The following is a 19,369-nucleotide window of genomic DNA, read 5'->3' on the forward strand; positions in this document are numbered from 1 at the left end:
GACGGCTTATTCTTCAATGAACCTAAGAGCATTCATGTATCGTCCCCGGCGAAATTTCCTGCGGCTAAGTGTCACGGCTGTGATTAGCCTATTGGCAGTAAGCTGTGGTCAGAGCAAGGTTGCCCAGTGTAATCAAATGATTCAAGTGGCGAATCAGGCGGTCAGTGACGCCAAAGTCGTGACCAGTGGAGTTCAAGAGGACAATCCGCAAGCTGAGGCAATGCGACAAGCGGCGGCTGTCATGGATAAGGCGTCTGAAGAAATGAACGCGATCGAGGTAACTGACGAGACATTGCAAGACTATCAAGCCAGTTTTGTCAACATGTATCGCGATACGAGTCAAGCGATGCGTAATTTCGCGGTGGCGTTTGAGCAGAAAGACCGCCAAGGGGCGGAAACAGCACAGATGAGTTTACAGCAAGCAACGACTCCAGAAAAGCAATTAGTTGATAATCTTAATGCTTACTGCTCCGGTCAATAGTGATATGGGGAAGCATGTAGAGACGTAGCATGCTACGTCTGGGAGCTGGGGGAGAATAAATCAAACTACAGCTTATCTGAACAGTCTTGTATTGGGGGATAACGATTCTTGAAGTATGCCTTGGTGCATGAGTGGCTAACGCCCAACGCAACGGGGGGTTCTGAACGGGTGGTTCGAGAAATCCTCAAGTCCGTTGAGGCGGATTTGTATGCCTTGATTGATTTTGAATCAACCAATCCCCACAGTTATTTGTTTGAGCGTCGGATTGGCACGACCTTTCTACAGCATTTTCCTTTGGCTAGCAAGGGGGTGCAGAAATATTTACCTCTACTGCCCTTAGCGATTGAACAGCTAGACTTGCGGGATTATGATGTAATTCTCTCCTCCTCCCATGCGGTTGCTAAAGGTGTCCTCACCCGTCCACAACAGCTACACATCTGCTACTGCCATACACCGATGCGCTACGCTTGGGATTTGACCTTTGATTACCTCAACAGCAGTGCTATGGGGCGGGGATTCCCTGGGTCAATCACGCGGTATCTGCTGCATCGGTTGCGTCAATGGGATGTGATCTCAGCCAACCGGGTAGATTATTTTATTGCCAACTCCCGCCATACCGCACGACGGATTTGGCGCTGCTACAGGCGAGAGGCTCAGGTGATTTACCCTCCGGTTCATACTGAACGGTTTTCTTTCCAGGCTCAAAAGTCAGATTTTTACTTGACGGTTTCTCGATTGGTTAGTTATAAGCAAGTGACTTTAATCGTGGAGGCGTTCAATCAACTGGGATATCCTTTGGTCGTCATTGGCGAGGGATCGCAATTGCAGGCGCTGCGCCATCTGGCTAAACCTAACGTGCAAGTCCTGGGTTTTTGTCCCGATCGCGTGGTCGAGGAGTATATGGCACAGGCGAAAGCGTTTGTGTATGCTGCCTGTGAAGATTTTGGCATTGCCTTGGTGGAAGCGCAAGCTTGTGGTACACCCGTTATTGCTTATGGTGCGGGTGGGGCTTTAGAAACCGTTCGGGATATCCGGAAACATCCGGATAAGGGTACGGGTCTGTTTTTTCTAGACCAAAGTCCCCAGGCTTTGATGGAGGCGGTGAAAGCCTTTGAAGCACGAGCCACTGCCTTTAGTCCCGAACAGATACAATTAAACGCGGCTCAATTTGCGCCAACTGTGTTTAGCGATCGCTACTTGACGTTTCTGGACGGCTGCTATCGAGACCACCTGTCACGATGTTGAGTCATAAATTCCAGTTTCCTGGTCGCTATTGCCTTAGCTAACCGCTTCTGGCTTTATGATCGTGACGTGTGGTGTGAAGTGAAGGAGTAAGATGACTGCCCAAAGCCAACTTATCTCCGTCAAGACGTTGCGAGCGTTCGTGAAGCGTGGTATCCAGCCCCGCGCTCCACGCAGTAGACCCAAAGGTCTGTCTCGATATCGCTTAGACGGAATTTTTGCCAAGCGGCTGTTTGATGTCGTATTTTCCCTATCGATTCTCACGTTGTTTTTCCCGATTTACCTGCTCTTAGCGGTCTTAATCGCTATCAGTTCACCGGGTCCTATTTTTTATGTTCAGGAGCGAATCGGTAAAGACTATAAGCCGTTTAGCTGCATTAAATTTAGAACCATGGTGGAAAATGCTGATGAAATGTTGATAGAAATGATGACAAAATCAAATTCTATTCGTTGTGAGTTTGAAGCTAATTTTAAGCTCAAAGAAGACCCCAGAGTCACCTGGATTGGTAAGTTCTTGCGATATACCAGTTTGGATGAATTTCCACAATTTTGGAATGTTTTGAAAGGAGATATGAGTGTGGTTGGTCCTCGCCCCCTAGTCCCGGAAGAAATGCATAAATACGGGCGTTACATGGATAAAATTTTGACAATTAAACCAGGCATTACTGGACTATGGCAAGTTTCCGGGCGCAATGACATTCCCTATAAACGTCGGGTACAAATCGATGTTTATTACGTGAATTTCCAAAATTTTTGGCTGGATTTTTGGCTGGTTTTGAAAACAATCGGCGTAATGATTGCTCCAAAAAATAATGGGGCTTACTGACGAATTAAACATTGGGAGCATGGGAGGATTAATTCTGAATTAAACCTCTCGGCTCAAATGCAGTAAATCAGCGTAGTATTGGGATTGCTTCGGTGTTCAATGTTATTCCAGACAAGACTTGCCTGGGTTTTGACGGAAATCAACCAAACACCGGACTGAACAACGATGGCAAAATCGCGCCAGAGAGAGCATCGAACTCCGACATGGTAGGCTTGATAAGTTATGAGTCAAGAGAAAGTTGATCGATGCTGGGAATTTTAGGATAATCTAAGGAATAATTTCCCTGATCCCAAAATCCAGTCGGGAGATTAACACTTTTGTCAACCACTGTTGCCCATACGCATCACAGGACGATTCAAGGATGACGCAACCCAAACGAGCGCTGATTACAGGTATAACTGGTCAAGACGGTTCCTACTTAAGTGAGTTATTACTAGAGAAAGACTACGAAGTTCACGGGATTGTCCGGCGGACTTCCACCTTTAACACCGATCGCATTGACCATATCTATGTTGATCCTCATAATCAGGCTGCCCGATTATTTCTGCACTACGGCGACTTGACCGATGGCGTAACCTTGCGCCGCATTCTCGAAGAAGTTAGACCCAAAGAAATTTACAATTTGGGCGCTCAATCTCACGTTCGCGTCAGTTTTGACTGTCCGGAATATACGGTGGATGCGGTGGGAATGGGAACCCTGCGCCTGTTGGAAGCGATTCGGGATTATCGAAATCGCACGGGTATTGATGTGCGCTTCTATCAGGCGGGTTCGTCGGAAATGTTTGGTAAAGTCCAGGAAGTTCCCCAAAAGGAAACCACTCCATTTTATCCCCGTAGTCCTTATGCTTGTGCTAAGGTGTATGCCCATTGGCAAACGGTGAATTATCGCGAGTCTTACGAGATATTTGGTTGCAATGGTATCTTGTTTAACCATGAATCGCCGCGTCGGGGAGAAACCTTTGTCACCCGTAAGATTACTCGGGCGATCGCCCGGATTCTCTCGGGACAGCAGAAAAAACTCTATCTGGGGAATCTAGACGCCAAGCGAGACTGGGGCTATGCAAAAGACTATGTTCAAGCCATGTGGCTGATGCTGCAACAAGACGAACCCGACGATTACGTCGTCGCCACAGGTGAAACTCACTCAATTCGCGAATTTTTGGATATTGCCTTTAACTGTGTCGGTAAGAATTGGCAAGATTATGTAGAGTTTGACCCCCGTTATTTACGTCCTGCGGAAGTCGAATTACTCATTGGTGATCCCACGAAAGTCAAGCAAAAGCTAAATTGGCAACCGTCTTTATCCTTTGAACAGTTAGTCGCCCTGATGGTGGAAGCCGATTTACGCAGCTTCGGCAAATCATCGAATGGTGAAGGGGCAGAACTGTTTGAAAAACACAATGAAAATAGTTACGAACGTTCCGCTGCTCACGCACCTGTTGATTGAGTGAAGGTCAAAAGTACGTATTTGTAAGGGCGGACGCGAGTTACTCGGAAAATACGGTAACCAATAATATATCAATACTATCCGCCCTAGAATTATGGATTATTCAGTGTTTTCAACTATCTAATATGACCATGAACAAGGACTCAAAAATTTATGTAGCCGGTCATCGGGGCTTAGTGGGTAGCGCCATTGTTAGATGTTTACGCGATAACGGGTATACCAATCTTATCCTCAAAACCAGCCAAGAGGTGGATTTAAGACGCCAGCAAGCCGTCGAGGATTTCTTTGCCGCTGAACGCCCAGAGTACGTTTTCCTCGCGGCGGCAAAAGTGGGGGGAATTAATGCCAATAATACCTACCGGGCTGAGTTTCTCTATGACAACTTAATGATTGAGTCAAATATTATTCATAGCGCCTATTTGTCCGGTGTGGAAAAGTTGTTATTTCTAGGCTCATCCTGTATCTACCCCAAACACTGTCCCCAGCCGATGCAGGAAGAACACCTACTAACGGGGTTTCTGGAACCGACAAATGAACCCTACGCGATCGCCAAAATTGCCGGACTCAAACTTTGCGAAAATTATTGTCGGCAATATGGGGTAAATTTCATCTCCGCTATGCCCACGAATCTCTATGGTCTTAATGATAATTTCGATTTAGCCAATTCCCACGTTCTCCCCGCCCTGTTGCGAAAAACCCATGAAGCAAAAATTAACAATGCTGAGGCGGTAGAAATTTGGGGAACGGGTTCGCCGCTGCGGGAATTTTTATACGTGGATGACTTAGCTGATGCCTTAGTTTTCCTGATGAATCACTATGATGATATCCAATTCGTGAATGTGGGGACAGGAGAAGAGGTTTCGATTAAAGACTTAGCGATGTTAATTAAAGCGGTGGTTGGTTATGAGGGTGAGTTGAAATTTGATTCCTCTAAACCCGATGGCACACCGCGTAAACTGTTGGATACCTCAAAAATTAATGCCGCTGGTTGGCAACCCAAAATTTCGTTAAAGAAAGGTTTAGAATTGACCTATCAATGGTTTGTCGAGAACTATGAGAGAATTAAAGGAAAATAGTCGGATTATGACTAAATGATGTGTGCCAAAATATTTCTCTACTTTTTTTCAGTTGATGCGGTAATTGCGCTCTTGCTGATGGAAGGCTGATGGCAAAACTTTACTATCGCGGCATGGCAGAGGAAAACGGTAAACCCAAACTGAGGATTTCAGGTGTTTTTATTCAAGAATTTTTGACCGGACATGAGATAAGATTCTCAAGAGGAGAACAGCAATGGCATGGATATTTAGTTTATCGGCTGAATGTGGGACGCAACAAGCTGTCGCCGAGCAATTTTCCCATCATTTTGACCAAGTTTCCTGGGTTCTCTCAAATGGTAGCCAGTCCCAATGTCGTGTTGGAATTTTTCAAGATATCGAGGAGAACTGGTGGTGTCGCGTTTCTCCAACTCGTGTCAGTGAGGTTGGCATCGATACACCGGAAAGTGCTTATCTGATGACAGAACTCGGTATTCTGCTGTATCAGCGTTTACAGTCGGCTCCAACGTTTCGCTATGCCTTGGTGGGTGTGGAAGTGGATGAGTTTAGAACTTACACTGAATTGCTTGAATCCCCTTCTAATTTGATGTTTCCAGGATTGGTTTTAGCCATAGCCATATCCGAAGCGATGGAATCGTCTCCAGATTTTCGACCGTTCAGTCCGGGATATGTCTGGAAACCCTATGAGGGTGAAGTTTATAAGCCGCTGATGGCATCATCAGAGTTGAAGAGTAAGCTAAATGAATTGTTGATGGTGGGTTAAAGGGAACAGGGAATAGGCAACAAAGAACAAGCTTTGTTAGCCACCAATGCTAATTTAGCCGCCGCCAAGCAGCAGTTAGAGGACTATTCCCGCACTTTAGAAGTGAACGTTCAACAGCGGACAGTATTTATATCTAGGTACTTAGTAAAGGAAAATAGTTAGATTAGCCATCTACAGAGGTTGGCAAATTCAGATTCAGTTCTTGGAAAAATTCAGAACTATTTTTCAGATCAATCCTCTGGGGAAACGCAGGCTGATTGTTGATTTGCAGGCGATATGTTCCTTGCTGTAACTGTTCTAAATAATAGACGCCAGCATCGTTAGTAATGGAAAATGACCGAGTACCAGAATCCGGTTGGATGGCTTCAACTCTCGCCCCACTCACGGGTTGACCTTGGTTATCGGTGACAATTCCAGATATTGTGTAAGACTGAACCAGGGGAATGAGAATTGGGGTATAACTTCCCGCCACCACCTCCACCGCCAAGGCTTCATTGACAACTTGCCAATCAAAGGGAAAACCCGCTGGATCAAAGTCGAGGCGGTAGGTTCCAGGGGGTAAATTCATGATGATCCGATCCTCTTGGATATCGGCGCGTAATGATCCCAGAGACTGCTGATTCACCAGGAGTAAGGTGGAGTCGGTGTAGTATTTTTCCCCCGGATCAGGTTTACCATTTTGATTGCGGTCAAAGAAGGGTTGAATCAAGAGTCCGCCTTGGGTGCGGAGATAGTCGGTTTGGGTATCTCTGGGGGTAATCCCTTGCTGTAAATTGAGACTGGAGACGAGGTTTAAGCTGAAAGCGGCGTTATCGGAACTCACAGCTATCCCTTGATATCGCGCTTGTAGGCGTAAACCCGGTAAAATCGAGGTTCCCACTGAGGCGACAATTCCGGAACCGCGAGAACCGATACCATACCCTAGTTGGGCATCCCAGAGGGGGTTCCCATCCCCCGATTTTTGGGGGGAACGATAGCGCCAAGTGAGGCTGGCTAAAGAGTTATGACCATTTTGGTTACGGGTATCATAACCGAGAACCAGGGAATGACCCGTACTTAAGCTATCCGAGAAACGATAACCGAGTTCAGATTGGGTGCTAATTTCATTCCCCAATGACCGAAATTCCCATTGATTCAGGCGTTGAATCAAGTTCCACCGGAAACGGCTTTGGGTATCGACGCTGAGACGGGCAAAGGTAAAGGCGTTTTTGTTGCTTAAAGCGAATTGTACACCAGCCGCCGTCGCATCATTGGTGCTGGTATTGGCAAATAGGGTGAAACCGGGTAACACTTGCCAAGACGCATTCAACCGTTGGGCGAAGCGATCGCTTGTGAAACGGGCGGTAAAATTAGGGGAGGGTTCAAAGAGTACGTTGGCGTTAATATCCCAGTCGGACTCCTCTGTACCACTTAGAACCGAGACGGCGGCTTTTAAGGGAAAGCCTTCTGGCTGAAAAAAGGCTTCTGCTAATCCCCGAAACGATTCGTCATAAACCGCACCAGCCCCTAATGTCAGGCTATTAGAAACCCCCCAGCGCCCCATCACTCCACCTTGAACGTCGGTAAAATTGCCCAATATTTCTTGATTCAAACCCGACAATTGTCGTCGCCATCCTCCAGAGACAATAACGGCTGTTGATCCGGCGGGGATTTGTCCGGGGACATTGGAAAAAGTGGCGTCTCGAATTTCTGGGGTTTCCGTGAGTCGCCCTTGGGGATAGAGTAAAATACGATAATTATTAAACGATTGACTCTCGAATTCCACATCCTCGAAGCGGTAAACACCCGAAGAATCCACCAGAACTTCTGCGATCGCCTCATCACTTAATCCTCTCACCAAACGCACTAATGTTCCCGGTTCCGCTGTTCCAGAAATTGTGCGCCCGATTTGCGCCGCTTGTAGGCGTTGGCGGGGATCAGAACCGCCGTAGAGTTGGAGTTGGGGGATAAAACCATTCCGTTGAATCGTGGTGAATCCCCAATAATCTCCTGGACTTTGACTACGCCAGAAGGGGGGTTGAGATCCAATAATATAATCCGCCGCATCCGTTTGGCGTTGAAATCGCGCTTCCGCCAAACTCCAGGTATCAGAGGAAAAGAGTTGGGGTTGATTGGCGCGGATATACCAACTTCCGCCAAAAATACTGCCAACAGCGGATACATTTCCCCGATAGTTCGGTGATTGAGTCGCTGTTCCACTGGCATCAATTCGTTGTTCAACAGCGGAAAGGGAGAAGCCAGACGGGGCAATTCGGGGTAATCCTTCGGTTTGGATAATAACTTCTCGTTTTCCCCGTTGACGCCGTTGATTTAACCAGGGGGCTTGGATAGAAACGGCATAATCAATAATGTCGAATTCGATTTCTACGCCGAATAAGGTTCGCACATCCGCCACGGAAAACACTAAACCTAATTCCGAATCCGTCTTGAGTTGACTGGGGTTGAGGCGAATAACCTGGGTAGGCGATCGCAGTTCGATTTGATTGTCGGGTAAAACGGTGGCGGTGAGTTGTAAGGCTTTAACGATGGCGTCGTAAGGTAATAACCATTGCTCAAAATTAATCGCATTTTCTCCATCTTCTTGTCCGCGAATTAAGGTGCTAGTAATTACTGAGCGGTTGTTGACTTTGATTCCTACCAGAAAGGAGGAGAAGTCATCAGGAACTTGGGCGATTGAAAATTGAGTTTGCGGAAGGGTTGATATATCCGGGTTTTGCGGGAGTAATGTGTCAGGTTGGGGTGCGGGTTCCTCGTCAGTGAGGTTTCCGGGTTCCGGTGTTGAATTGGCAGGATTTAAGCTAGGATTTGAGTCTGCTGGGGGAGGTAAAGTATTCGACGTTGAATTATTTGGTTCAGCCGGATAGAGAGTCAGATCCAGATTGACAGGATTGAATTGAATAGAAGGATTCGAGGAAGAAAATTCGGGTTGTTCTGACTGATTATCGGAGATACTGACTGAAATCGGTTGTCCGAGTTTGGCGGCGTTGGATGGTTCTATCCCTTCCGGTAAAGTCGGTAAATTTGAGTCTGAATATTCCGGGAAGAATAATTCCGGTGAACTCGGAATTGAATGAGATGCGACAGGATTTTGGGTGGGAAATGTTGGCGTGTTGGCGATTATAAATGGATGTTCGCGAACTTGATCTGCCTTGTCTGGAGTTACGTGATGTACAATTTCTGGCGGTGAATGGGGCGGTACGGCGTGAAACATAGGGCAGATATTAATGTCTGCTTAAAAAAGGTGGTTTTTTACCTTCATAGTTCCTGGTTCATAACAATCAACGATGAACAATTAACTATCAAAAATTGCCCGGATCAATGCTTTATTGTTCAGGAACCGTTAAATTAACGTTGAAGGGAAGTTTATTACTCTCATCTTCACCCCAGGTTAATTCTCCAGTGAGTTGGTAATTACCTGGGGAAATAGAGTCTAACTTAGCATCGCTTAAGAGAAAATTGCGATCGCCTTGGGCAATAACTGTTGTAGCAATAGATTCGCCAGTGCTAATCACGGTTTCGCCTTGCTTCAATGTCCAAGTTGCTGTGGAAATAGCCGAAGCCTCGCCTGTATTACGAATCAGTAATTGAATTTGATTTTTAGCCTGATCAAAGTCAACACTATCGACAGCTAAGTTGGGTTCTACATCCCCTTTTCGCACATAAATAACAGTGCCGACACGAGTGACGACGCTAACGGTGTTACTGTCATCATCACCTAATTCTTTTAAACTTTCCGTAAACACTGCCGTTCTATACTCGCCATCTGGTAAACTGGGAGCCAGCATTGCTCTCAGACGTACTCGACGAGTGACTCCTGGTGGTACAGTGAGTTCTCTGGGTGAAAATTGCAGATAAGAACTTAAGTCATTGGGGCTAGACGGTGCTGTTTGAAATCCCTTATCCCGGTTGTAGGTAAACGGTTCTGTGTAGAGTCGCACCCGCAAGGGAATATCGCCACTATTCGTAACATTAATAAACGCTTGAGCTTGACCGCGATTAGCCTGGGATTCAATAACCAAAGGAGATGCACCTAACTGGGCTTTGGCTGGATTGCTGAGAATAAATGCAGCGGATAATGCCCAAGTTCCTAACTGCAAGGCTTTGAATGTAATTCGGGATGCTGTTGTTAGATTTGGCGGTACAAAAAACATCTCTCTGGGTTGGTTGTTCGCTGATGAATGGCTTAATTTGCAGATAAACTGCTAGGAAAAAGTCTGGTTAGCTTCGTCCTAGCAGTTACACTAGAAGAGGTTGTAAAAGTAGTCGCAGCGGCGGCTAGTTGGCAGTAGCAGTTAACTGGACGCCGTAAGTGTAGCCAGTACCCGCAGGTAGAATACCGCCTGTATTTTCCGTAGCGGTTAAGTCAATTGTTAAGGTGGTAGTGGTTTGATCTAAGCCAGTACCTGCGCCTGCAATATCAGCTTCAGTCAAGACGTCGGTTCCACCAGTAACTGAAAGGGTGATACCTACATTGTTAGAGTCATAACCAGTAAATGCATTCGTATCTGTAACGCCATCTAATGTGAGTGTTCCAGTTGTATTACAAGTAACGGGTACAGAACCAGTTGTCGTTGTGACTAGGGCAGTTCCGTCGCCATTTATCTCTAAAATTCCAGGTGTTACATTTCCGAATGTACAAGATCCTGCCACATCTCCAGTCATATCAACTGTAGTAGAATCAGCTTTGGCAGCAGCAGAAAAACCAACAGTACCACAAAGAATTACAGCAGAAGCGATTAGGGTCTTACGAATCATTGGATTGAGTTCTCCAAAGGATGTGTTTGATTGACAATTCAATCTTATTTAGACCTACCGCCTTAACGAATCGGGTAAATTACGGGAATTAATTTAGCCTGACGGAATTAAAATCCGTGTATGTACGGAGGATGAGTAGATAAAATTATGAGAATCCTCGCCTAACAGCCACTTCGAGAAACCTGAAAACCCTAATCATGCTTAGATTTTAGGGATAGATCAGGACAACCAAGATTATCATCGTTCTCAGCAGCCATTTCCCGGTGACACTTACCGATAAACTTCGAGAAGACTTTTCTACACCAATGGGGGGTTTGACCCTTTATCGTATAAAATAATCTAGATAGGGGGATTATCTTAGATAAGGATGATTTGTATCTATGAAACAGGCGATTCGGGTGGTACTATTTCTATTACCCCTATTGGTACTTGGCATAAGTCGCGATCGCGCTGACGCCACGCCTACTCAATGCCGTCAAATTCGCCAGGTACGCCGCCTCGCGATACAACAAGGTTTAGACGACGAAAACCTGGCTACCCTAGAAGCGCAATACTGTGACACCGCCCAACCCTCGGCGGTAGAAATGATTCCCCCCCCAACCGCTAGCCAGGAATGTCTGGATCTCACCATCATGACACGACTGGCGCGACTATCTGACGGAAATAACAATCTGGTGCGATTAGTGGAGAGTCAGCAACAATTCGCCTGTGGATTAGCCGATACCTGGGGAAGGGCTATCATTGAATACCCGAATGGACAACGGGCGAAAATTGGTGATAATTGGCAGTATCCCAACGGACAAACGGCGAAATTTGGCGCAATTTGGAACTATCCCAACGGACAAACGGCAAAAATCGCGTCTCGCTGGTACTATCCCAATGGGGAAATCGCTAAATTTGGCACACGCTGGAGTTACCCGACAGGACAAGCAGTAAACTTTGAAAATCTGGTAACCTGGGCGTGCAGTGTCATCAACCGGGATGAATGCGCTTCACGATTATTAGCGTTGCGAAATACCAATGATTTTTGGAGTGAAATAGCAACCTTAGAGTTAGCTTGGCAAGCTTACAGTCAATCAATTGTAGGGGCGGGTTTAGTCACTCAGATAAGCTTTTCACCTGAAGTGTTGCGGTGGGAGATACCGCTAAGCTGTTCGGCATTTAAACCTTGATGTCAATAATGGTGAAATCCTTGTAGTGCGTTTAGCGAAGCCATGCCGCAGGCTTTGCATCTTGCTCGCTACTAATACCCAATTTAAATGCATGACAGCTTCTGGATAATGGATGCGATCGCGCCCATTATCAACCACTATAAACCATGACTCTTGATAGTTGGAACCTTTCCCAGCAATCGAATTAAACTTATTCCAGTTAACCCTGCAACTAACATCCACGTTACCCCTAAACCCAGAACTTCGCTGAGAAACATCTGGGTAAAGCGGCGCAAAAGTCCGCCGACAATCCAACCTACGGCTAAGCCGATTGCCCAGTATATAGTATTGGCAAAAATCCATCCCCACGCTTTGCTAACATACTGTCTGAGAACCCACCATTGCGCCATTCCCAGGATTAGCCCCAGAGTTGCACCATCGACGACTCCATAAACCAACCGAGGGAAAAGACGCATCGTTCGGGGAGCAAACCAACCGATGACCCCAAACGAACTCAACCCCATGACTCCCCAACCGAGGAGACTGGCAATAATCCACCACCAGGCGGAGGACAGGTGTCGTCTCAAGACTAGCCATTGGGCGAATCCGATTATCGTCCCGCCAATGATTCCCTCAATCATATTAATATCGGGTCTTTCGCCAATCTCGATCCAAAATAGACTTGCCACAAAACCCAACAGCGTCGCCAATAGCCACTGTAACCAGACGCTACAGCTAGTTTCGATGGGTTTGATTGGGGATTGATAGTTAATGGTTACTGGCACACCAATGACAACAACTCAGAACAGTTCAAAACTACCTAAGGAGTCACCTTAGATCTGTAATATATATATTACTAGGTATTACCGCCTCCATTGCCTCTCAAAAGACGAGACAAAACAAGAATTATGAAGATTGTCTTTAAAAAACTCTGGATTTTTTAAAGTTTTGATGAAGATTAGCTTGATTTTATTTTTCTAGATAAAACTTCCAGTTTTCGATTATTATAGGTCTATAAGTCTCAATCAAGTTTTCAAACATCTACCAATGGATAGATTAAAGTCTTTTAAGTCTTTGAGCCTGGTAACCGGGGTATTCACGACAATCTGGGTAATGGGGATCGGCTGGCAACCCCCGCTACAAGCCCAGTCTAATGAAGATGTAAACGTTTTAACTGCCCAGCTTTCACCATCGCGCGATCGCGGCGCTGGGTTGCGCGGTGCTGGATGTGGTGAAGTAACGATTACCCCCTTGATGCCCACTAACGATCAGGGGGTTTATTTGGTGGCGCTGAACTCGCCCGCAACACTTTCATGGCAAGTACCGGAAACCACTGTCACCTCCGCCGAATTTCTCCTAGTGGATCAGAGTTGGAATCCAGTGTATCAAACCATGATTGAGATTCCTGAAGCAGGCGGTGAGGTTGAAATCACGCTTCCCAATGACCTGTCTCTAGAAAGGGAAATAGATTATTACTTGCAGTTTGCCTTAGTCTGTGATGTGGCTGATCGCACCAAAGATAATGCCATCCAAGGGGCAGTGCAATTCACCACCCCCGATGCTTCCATCCCGGAAGAATAACGATCATCACTAAACCCGATTCATAGAACCTAGACACTTCAGGGTGTGCAACTTATGAAAGAAGCCTTTATTTCTTATTCGCGGCGCAATAAGGAATTTGTACTGAAACTCCGGGAGGCATTTAAAAACGCTAACCGTGAGGTTTGGGTGGATTGGGAAGGCATTCCCCTAACCGCTGATTGGCGACAAGAAATCTACCAAGGAATTGAAGAATCGAATAATATCGTCTTTGTGATTAGCCCAGATTCAGTGGCATCCAAAGAGTGCGGTGTCGAGGTAGACTGTTCCCTAAAACACCATAAGCGAATTCTGCCGATACTATATCTGGATGTTGACCCAGACGCGATCCATCCAGAGATGAGAGAACTTCCCCAGATTGATTTTCGCGAAGGGACAAATTTTGAACAGGCGTTTGCAGAACTGCTGCAAGCCATTGATAACAATAAAGAGGATACCCAAGAACATACGCGCTTGTTAGTGCAAGCCATGGAATGGGAAAAAAAAGGACGCAATACTAGCCTCCTATTAAGCGGAAGTGAACTAACATCAGGAGAATCCTGGCTGGTGTGGAGTTCAGAACAAAAACCCTTTCCTACACCTCTGCATCGAGAATACGTTGGGCTCAGTCGTCAATGGGTTACTCGTCAGGCAAAACGGTCAATTATTGGAGTTAGCTTGGCGCTGGGTGTGTCTACTCTCTTAGGACTGGTGGCGTTCTGGCAATATCAGCGATCGCAAAAACTTTTTGTCCAAGCCCAGCAAGAACAGCTTATTGTCCAAAGTACCACATCCGACGCTTTATTTGTTTCCCAGCAAAAATTTCCTGCCCTCTTAGAATCTCTAGAGGCGGCTAAAACCCTGCAACAAGCGAATTGGGTTAGCCGAGATCCTCAACTTCATTCAACCATTTCCACGGCGTTACTTCAGTCTGTCTATTGGGTAAATCAATCCAACCAATTAGACGGGCATACAAATAAAGTTCGCAGCGTTAGTTTTAGCCCAGATGGTGAACGTATTGCCTCCGCTAGTAGTGACCATACGATTAAACTCTGGCAACCAGATGGGAGTTTAATCAAAACCCTAGAAGGACATAGCGATCGCGTCCGAGAGGTCAGCTTTAGCCCGGATGGTGAGATGATTGCCTCCGCTAGCCGGGATGGAACGGTAAACCTGTGGACAAAAGATGGGGCGAAGCTACATAGCATTAATGCCCATGATGATGATATTTACGACGTCACTTTTTCACCAGATAGTCAAATCATTGCCTCAGCCAGCCAGGATGGGACAGTAAAACTGTGGAGTCGAGAGGGTGAACGCCTAAACACATTAAGCGGACATAATGCCCCAGTTATCAGTGTCAGCTTCTCTGCTGACGGTCAACAGTTGGCATCCGCTAGCGCTGATCAAACAGTGAAACTCTGGACAATTGAGGGTGAAGAATTACAAACCCTGACAGGACACCAAGGAGAGGTCACAAGTGTGAGTTTTTCTGGAGATGGTCAACTCATCGCCACCGCCAGTCAGGATAAAACGGTGAAACTCTGGACGATTGAGGGAGAAGAACTGCAAACGCTAACCGATCACAAGGATGGCATCTGGCAGGTGACATTTAGCCCGGATAGTCAACGCCTTGCAACCAGTAGTAAAGACAGAACCATCAAACTCTGGAATCGCGACGGCACCCTACTCAATACCCTCACCGGACATAGCAGTCAGGTATTTGGGGTAGATTTCAGTCCAGATGGGCAAACCCTAGCATCAGCGAGTGATGACAGAACCGTAAGACTTTGGAAACTGGACAATCCTTCAGTCAAAACCTTGCCCCAATCTGGTATTAGTCCCAGTTTTAGCCCGAATGAGGACTTAATCGCGATCGCATCTGGAATGGATATCACCCTTTGGAGTCCAGACGGCAAGAAATTGAACACCCTGTCTGGACATAAAAATTGGGTGGAAAGTGTCAGTTTTTCTCCCGACGGTGAAACCATTGCCTCAGCCAGTGATGACCAAACCGTGAAACTCTGGCGTTTAGATGTAGAGACGTTGCATGCAACGTCTCTACAAAAGACGCTAAATGGGCATGAGGGAATCGTCTGGACGGTACAATTTTCTCCCAATGGAGAGTATCTTGCCTCAGGGAGTCAAGACCAAACCGTGAAACTCTGGAAGCGTAACGGCGAACTGTTGCAGACTCTCGAAGGTCATCAGGGTATGGTCTTAAATGTCAGCTTCAGCCCCGATGGTCAAACAATTGCCTCCGCCAGTACCGATGGCACCGTGAAACTGTGGCGTCTAGATGGAGAGACGCGCCATGGCGCGTCTCTACTACAGACGATTGAGGGACATGACGCCGCCGTTGGTAGTGTCAGCTTCTCCCCCGATGGTCAAATCATTGCCACCGCCAGTGATGACCAAACCGTGAAACTCTGGACGACGGAGGGTAAGTTACTCCAGACTCTGGCAGGACATCGCGATCGCGTCTATCGCGTCACCTTTCGACCCGATGGTCAGTTCCTGGCTACAGCCAGTTTAGACGGTACGGTGAAAATTTGGACAGTCGATGGCACAGAAGTCGTCACGTTGAAAGGACATCAAGCTGGCGTTAACCATCTCAGTTTCAGTACCGATGGCAAAACCCTGGCATCTACGGATGAAAACTACACCATGATTCTCTGGAATTTAGACAATTTGGATGACCAACTCCTCGACCATCTCATCGCATCGGGTTGTAATTGGGCAGGTGACTATCTGCAAACCAACTCGAATTCTCAAGACCTTTGTACAACAGACGGCAGTTCGTAGAGACGTTGCATGCAACGTCTCTACAGATGGGGTAGATGAGGGAGATGGGGGAGATGAGGGAATTGTAGGGGCGGGTTTTACCACTAACGTTGGCTTTGCACCCTGATATAACTAAACCCGCCCCAACGGATTACCAGTATTCTGCGACATAAAACGAATGACCAAGGACAAATGACCAAGGACAAATGACAAAACATGGCTGACATTTTTATATCCTACTCCTCCCCCGATAAAGACGCGATTCAGAGAGTCTATGACGCCCTTACCCAAGAGAAACGAAATATCTGGCTGAATTGGCAAGAAAGTCCTCTAACCCAGACTGAACCAGAAATAGAAGCCGCCCACACCTGTATCTTTTTTATTAGTCCCCACGCCATTCAATCGGAACGCTGTACTCAAGAACTGGAGTACGCAATTCAACGCTGCAAACGGATTATCCCAATTGTGCTGCGGGATGATCAACTCAAAGGCGTACATCCAGAATTAGCTAGACTCAACTGGGTATTCTTCCGCGAAACTGATGATTTTAACGGGTCATTTGAGTCCCTCCTCAAAACCCTAGATACCGATTTAGACCATATTAAGAAACATACCCGCTTGCAACAACTAGCGAAAGAGTGGGATAAGAAACAACGCAATAATCACCTTTTACTCCGAGGAAGTGAACTCGAAGCCGCCGAACAATGGTTCACCACCAGCGCGGAAATCGAACCCAAACCAACCCAACTTCAGCGAGAGTATATTGATGCAGGACGAAAAGCTAGAACCCGTGGTCAAAGACGACTCTTGGCTGGCGTGAGTGTGGCGTTAGGCGCTTCGGTTATTTTAGGCGGAGTGGCATTCGTTCAATATTTAAAAGCCGAACGACTGCGGATGCAAGCCTATACTGGGCAGATTATTAGCCACAGTAAAACAGCAGAAGCGTTGTTTACGTCTGGTCAAGGCTTTGAAGCCCGATTAGAAGCCCTGAAAGCGGGACGTAAACTGCAAAATGCTAACTGGAGTCAAAAGGATACTCAGTTAAACGCCAATGTAATCACCGCCCTACAACAAACGGTGTCTTGGGGTAGAGAACGGAACCAATTAGAGGGTCATACGGACAGAGTATGGGATGTCAGTTATAGTCCCGATGGTGAATGGATAGCTACTGCGAGTAATGACCAAACCGTAAAACTTTGGCGTCCAGATGGTACATTAGTTCGTACCCTCACTGGACACACTCAGCAAGTCCGGAGCGTGAGTTTCTCTCCAGATGGGCAAACCCTTGCCAGTGGCAGTTTCGATGGGACGGTTAACCTGTGGAATCGAGAAGGAACTCTGATTAAAACCATCGCCGCCCATGACGATGCTGTCAATAGCGTCAAGTTTAGCCCTGATGGTAAACTCCTCGCCACCGCCAGTAATGACCAAACGGTGAAACTTTGGCAGCCAGATGGCACGTTGGTGGGTACTTTAGCCGGACATCAGGGTCAAGTTTATGGCGTCAGTTTTAGCCCTGATGGTGAAACCTTGGCGACGGCGAGTTGGGATGGTACGGTAAAGCTTTGGACACTAGAGGGTGAAGAACGGTTAACCCTGACGGGTCATGAGGCTGGCGTTAGCGGGGTTAGCTTTAGTCCAGATGGGCAACGTATTGCCTCAAGTGGTGCAGACAATACGATCAAACTCTGGAGTCAAGACGGCACCCTGATCACCACGCTGACGGGACATGAAAACCTGATCAATGGCGTGGTTTGGAGTCCAGATGGACAAACTCTCGCCTCTAGTAGTGATGACCAAACCGTGAAACTCTGGCGTTTAGATGGAGAGACGCGCCATGGCGCGTCTCTACAACAGACGCTAACGGGACATCAGGGTGCGGTTTATGGGACGAGTTTTAGTCCCGATGGGCAGACGTTGGCGTCGGCGAGTTTAGATAAGACGGTGAAATTGTGGCAACTGGGTGAACGTCAGCTTGTTGATACGCTTCAGGGACATCGGGATTCGGTCAATAGTGTCCGGTTTAGTCCCCAGGGGAATTATTTGGCATCCGCGAGTTCAGACAAGACGGTGAAACTCTGGCAAAGTGATGGGACAGAGTTAGCCACGCTGCAAGAGAATCGCGATCGCGTCTATGATGTGAACTTTAGCCCCGACGGTGAGACGATTGTCACGGTGGGTAATGACAAACGGGTGCGCTTGTGGAACCGAGAGGGGAAACTCCTGAAGACTTTGCCAGGGGAAGACAATCTAGAGGATGGACATCGCGATCGCATAAATCGGGTGAGTTTTTCTCCAGATGGCGAAACCATTGCCACAGCCAGTGAGGATGCAACGATTAAATTATGGAATCGCAACGGAATGCTACTGAAAACCCTCGATGAACATCGTAGTGGCGTCAATGATATCAGTTTCTCCCCCGACGGTGAGATGATTGCTTCAGTTAGTAGTGACAAAGCTGTGATTTGGGATAAAACTGGTACAGTCCTCTCATCATGGCAGGCAGATGATGAAGCGATCACAGCCGTGACTTTTTCTCCTGACGGTGAGACAATTGCCACCGCCAGTGAGGATAAAATGGTGAAACTGTGGGATAAAGAGGGCGTTTTGCTAAACACCTTCGCAGGTCATGATAATCCAGTTTATGCGGTAGCATTTTCTCCTGACGGTCAAACCATTGCATCTGGTAGTTTAGACGGACAGATCAAACTCTGGCAACGTGATGGCACGCCAATTGTCACCCTTAAAGGGCATCAGGATGAAATCAGAGGGTTAAGTTTCCACCCCGATAAGCAAACACTGGCATCTGCCAGTTTGGACAACAGCATCATTTTGTGGAATTTGGAGGATGTGAATCAAACGGTTCTGGATAATCTCCTGGTTCGCAGTTGTGACTGGGTAGGGGATTATCTGAAGACTAACCCCAATGTAACAGACCGCGATCGCGCCCTTTGTAACTAATTAGGGGTTGCTGTCGGGAGTATTGGGGAGATGGGGTGAGAGGGTGAGGGGGTGAGAGGGTGAGGGGGGAGATGGGGGAGAATGAGTATTGTGTAGGGGCGGGTTTAGGGACTTTCTTTTGGCTAGGGATGATAACGTTTGTTCAAAACCCGCCCTGACATGACCCTTCACTATTCCCTGTTCCCTGTTCCCCGTTCCCTGTTTGGATTAACTAATGTCCTTTCCGTACCTCGTAGTGCTATAAATTGGGTATTAGTAGCGAGCAAGATGCTCGCACTCCAATAATTTTAATTTCGCGCAAACTCTATCCATTGTTAGTCCATTTT

At 46.9% G+C, this 19,369-nt stretch carries 15 protein-coding genes; 11 read left to right on the forward strand and 4 right to left on the reverse strand.

The annotated features are described in order from the left end of the window. Window positions 1-34 precede the first annotated feature (34 nt). The 7 genes from MC7420_RS00350 to MC7420_RS43155 all read left to right on the forward strand — a co-directional run bounded on the left by MC7420_RS00350 (window position 35) and on the right by MC7420_RS43155 (window position 5,976). Entirely contained in the window at window positions 35-481 is a 447-nt protein-coding gene (locus MC7420_RS00350) for a hypothetical protein (RefSeq protein ID WP_006098308.1), read from the forward strand. A gap of 108 nt (window positions 482-589) precedes the next feature. Then, window positions 590-1,726: a glycosyltransferase gene (locus tag MC7420_RS00355; RefSeq protein WP_006098118.1), complete on the forward strand. Its 1,137-nt coding sequence runs from the start codon at window positions 590-592 to the stop codon at window positions 1,724-1,726. 91 nt (window positions 1,727-1,817) lie between these two features. After that, window positions 1,818-2,549 carry a sugar transferase gene (locus MC7420_RS00360; RefSeq protein WP_006098310.1) on the forward strand — a complete coding sequence of 244 codons (732 nt, stop codon included), beginning with the start codon at window positions 1,818-1,820 and terminating at the stop codon, window positions 2,547-2,549. Window positions 2,550-2,910: 361 nt separating this feature from the next. After that, the gene (gene gmd, locus MC7420_RS00365; RefSeq protein WP_006098282.1) at window positions 2,911-3,996 is read left to right on the forward strand and encodes a GDP-mannose 4,6-dehydratase; all 1,086 of its coding nucleotides are present in this window, start codon (window positions 2,911-2,913) and stop codon (window positions 3,994-3,996) included. A gap of 131 nt (window positions 3,997-4,127) precedes the next feature. After that, window positions 4,128-5,072: a GDP-L-fucose synthase gene (gene fcl / locus MC7420_RS00370; protein ID WP_044204109.1), complete on the forward strand. Its 945-nt coding sequence runs from the start codon at window positions 4,128-4,130 to the stop codon at window positions 5,070-5,072. A 214-nt stretch (window positions 5,073-5,286) separates the two neighbouring features. Next, complete coding sequence (locus tag MC7420_RS00375) at window positions 5,287-5,814, forward strand: hypothetical protein (protein ID WP_006098107.1); 528 nt, start codon at window positions 5,287-5,289, stop codon at window positions 5,812-5,814. 33 nt (window positions 5,815-5,847) lie between these two features. Beyond that, window positions 5,848-5,976: a hypothetical protein gene (locus tag MC7420_RS43155; protein WP_006097883.1), complete on the forward strand. Its 129-nt coding sequence runs from the start codon at window positions 5,848-5,850 to the stop codon at window positions 5,974-5,976. Window position 5,977: 1 nt separating this feature from the next. Here the strand turns inward: MC7420_RS43155 and MC7420_RS00380 are convergent, their stop codons facing one another. From MC7420_RS00380 to MC7420_RS00390, 3 genes are all read right to left on the reverse strand, one after another. Beyond that, complete coding sequence (locus MC7420_RS00380) at window positions 5,978-9,025, reverse strand: carboxypeptidase-like regulatory domain-containing protein (protein ID WP_006097885.1); 3,048 nt, start codon at window positions 9,023-9,025, stop codon at window positions 5,978-5,980. 112 nt (window positions 9,026-9,137) lie between these two features. Continuing rightward, entirely contained in the window at window positions 9,138-9,965 is an 828-nt protein-coding gene (locus MC7420_RS00385; protein ID WP_006098108.1) for a hypothetical protein, read from the reverse strand. Between the two features lie 124 nt (window positions 9,966-10,089). After that, window positions 10,090-10,569, reverse strand: coding sequence for a hypothetical protein (locus tag MC7420_RS00390; RefSeq protein WP_006098191.1), 480 nt, complete (start codon window positions 10,567-10,569; stop codon window positions 10,090-10,092). Window positions 10,570-10,949: 380 nt separating this feature from the next. Here MC7420_RS00390 and MC7420_RS00395 point away from each other — a divergent pair, with 380 nt between their 5' ends. Continuing rightward, a complete protein-coding gene (locus MC7420_RS00395) occupies window positions 10,950-11,741 on the forward strand; it encodes a hypothetical protein (RefSeq protein ID WP_006098281.1) in 792 nt (263 codons plus the stop codon). 137 nt (window positions 11,742-11,878) lie between these two features. On the opposite strand, the gene MC7420_RS00400 is transcribed toward MC7420_RS00395, so the two are convergent. Further along, window positions 11,879-12,505: a hypothetical protein gene (locus tag MC7420_RS00400; RefSeq protein WP_063711995.1), complete on the reverse strand. Its 627-nt coding sequence runs from the start codon at window positions 12,503-12,505 to the stop codon at window positions 11,879-11,881. A gap of 262 nt (window positions 12,506-12,767) precedes the next feature. On the opposite strand from MC7420_RS00400, the gene MC7420_RS34705 reads away from it, so the two are divergent. The 3 genes from MC7420_RS34705 (at window position 12,768) to MC7420_RS00415 (ending at window position 19,043) form a co-directional block, all read left to right on the forward strand. Beyond that, window positions 12,768-13,301, forward strand: coding sequence for a DUF928 domain-containing protein (locus MC7420_RS34705; protein ID WP_083798881.1), 534 nt, complete (start codon window positions 12,768-12,770; stop codon window positions 13,299-13,301). A 54-nt stretch (window positions 13,302-13,355) separates the two neighbouring features. Beyond that, the gene (locus MC7420_RS00410) at window positions 13,356-16,103 is read left to right on the forward strand and encodes a WD40 domain-containing protein (protein ID WP_006098194.1); all 2,748 of its coding nucleotides are present in this window, start codon (window positions 13,356-13,358) and stop codon (window positions 16,101-16,103) included. 195 nt (window positions 16,104-16,298) lie between these two features. Beyond that, window positions 16,299-19,043 (forward strand): WD40 domain-containing protein, encoded by a 2,745-nt coding sequence (locus MC7420_RS00415; protein WP_006098139.1) that lies wholly within the window; start codon window positions 16,299-16,301, stop codon window positions 19,041-19,043. Window positions 19,044-19,369 lie beyond the last annotated feature (326 nt).

The organism is Coleofasciculus chthonoplastes PCC 7420, from assembly GCF_000155555.1.
Classification (GTDB): Bacteria; Cyanobacteriota; Cyanobacteriia; order Cyanobacteriales; family Coleofasciculaceae; genus Coleofasciculus; species Coleofasciculus chthonoplastes_A.

What these genes read in the sequence shown, in the direction of transcription:
- fcl (WP_044204109.1), top strand. Translation starts at nt 4,128, where the DNA reads ATGAACAAGGACTCAAAAATTTATGTAGCCGGTCATCGGGGCTTAGTG.
- MC7420_RS00415 (WP_006098139.1), top strand. Translation starts at nt 16,299, where the DNA reads ATGGCTGACATTTTTATATCCTACTCCTCCCCCGATAAAGACGCGATT.
- MC7420_RS00380 (WP_006097885.1), bottom strand. Translation starts at nt 9,025, where the DNA reads ATGTTTCACGCCGTACCGCCCCATTCACCGCCAGAAATTGTACATCAC.
- MC7420_RS34705 (WP_083798881.1), top strand. Translation starts at nt 12,768, where the DNA reads ATGGATAGATTAAAGTCTTTTAAGTCTTTGAGCCTGGTAACCGGGGTA.
- MC7420_RS00375 (WP_006098107.1), top strand. Translation starts at nt 5,287, where the DNA reads ATGGCATGGATATTTAGTTTATCGGCTGAATGTGGGACGCAACAAGCT.
- MC7420_RS00410 (WP_006098194.1), top strand. Translation starts at nt 13,356, where the DNA reads ATGAAAGAAGCCTTTATTTCTTATTCGCGGCGCAATAAGGAATTTGTA.
- MC7420_RS00395 (WP_006098281.1), top strand. Translation starts at nt 10,950, where the DNA reads ATGAAACAGGCGATTCGGGTGGTACTATTTCTATTACCCCTATTGGTA.
- MC7420_RS00360 (WP_006098310.1), top strand. Translation starts at nt 1,818, where the DNA reads ATGACTGCCCAAAGCCAACTTATCTCCGTCAAGACGTTGCGAGCGTTC.
- MC7420_RS00385 (WP_006098108.1), bottom strand. Translation starts at nt 9,965, where the DNA reads ATGTTTTTTGTACCGCCAAATCTAACAACAGCATCCCGAATTACATTC.
- MC7420_RS00350 (WP_006098308.1), top strand. Translation starts at nt 35, where the DNA reads ATGTATCGTCCCCGGCGAAATTTCCTGCGGCTAAGTGTCACGGCTGTG.
- MC7420_RS00390 (WP_006098191.1), bottom strand. Translation starts at nt 10,569, where the DNA reads ATGATTCGTAAGACCCTAATCGCTTCTGCTGTAATTCTTTGTGGTACT.
- gmd (WP_006098282.1), top strand. Translation starts at nt 2,911, where the DNA reads ATGACGCAACCCAAACGAGCGCTGATTACAGGTATAACTGGTCAAGAC.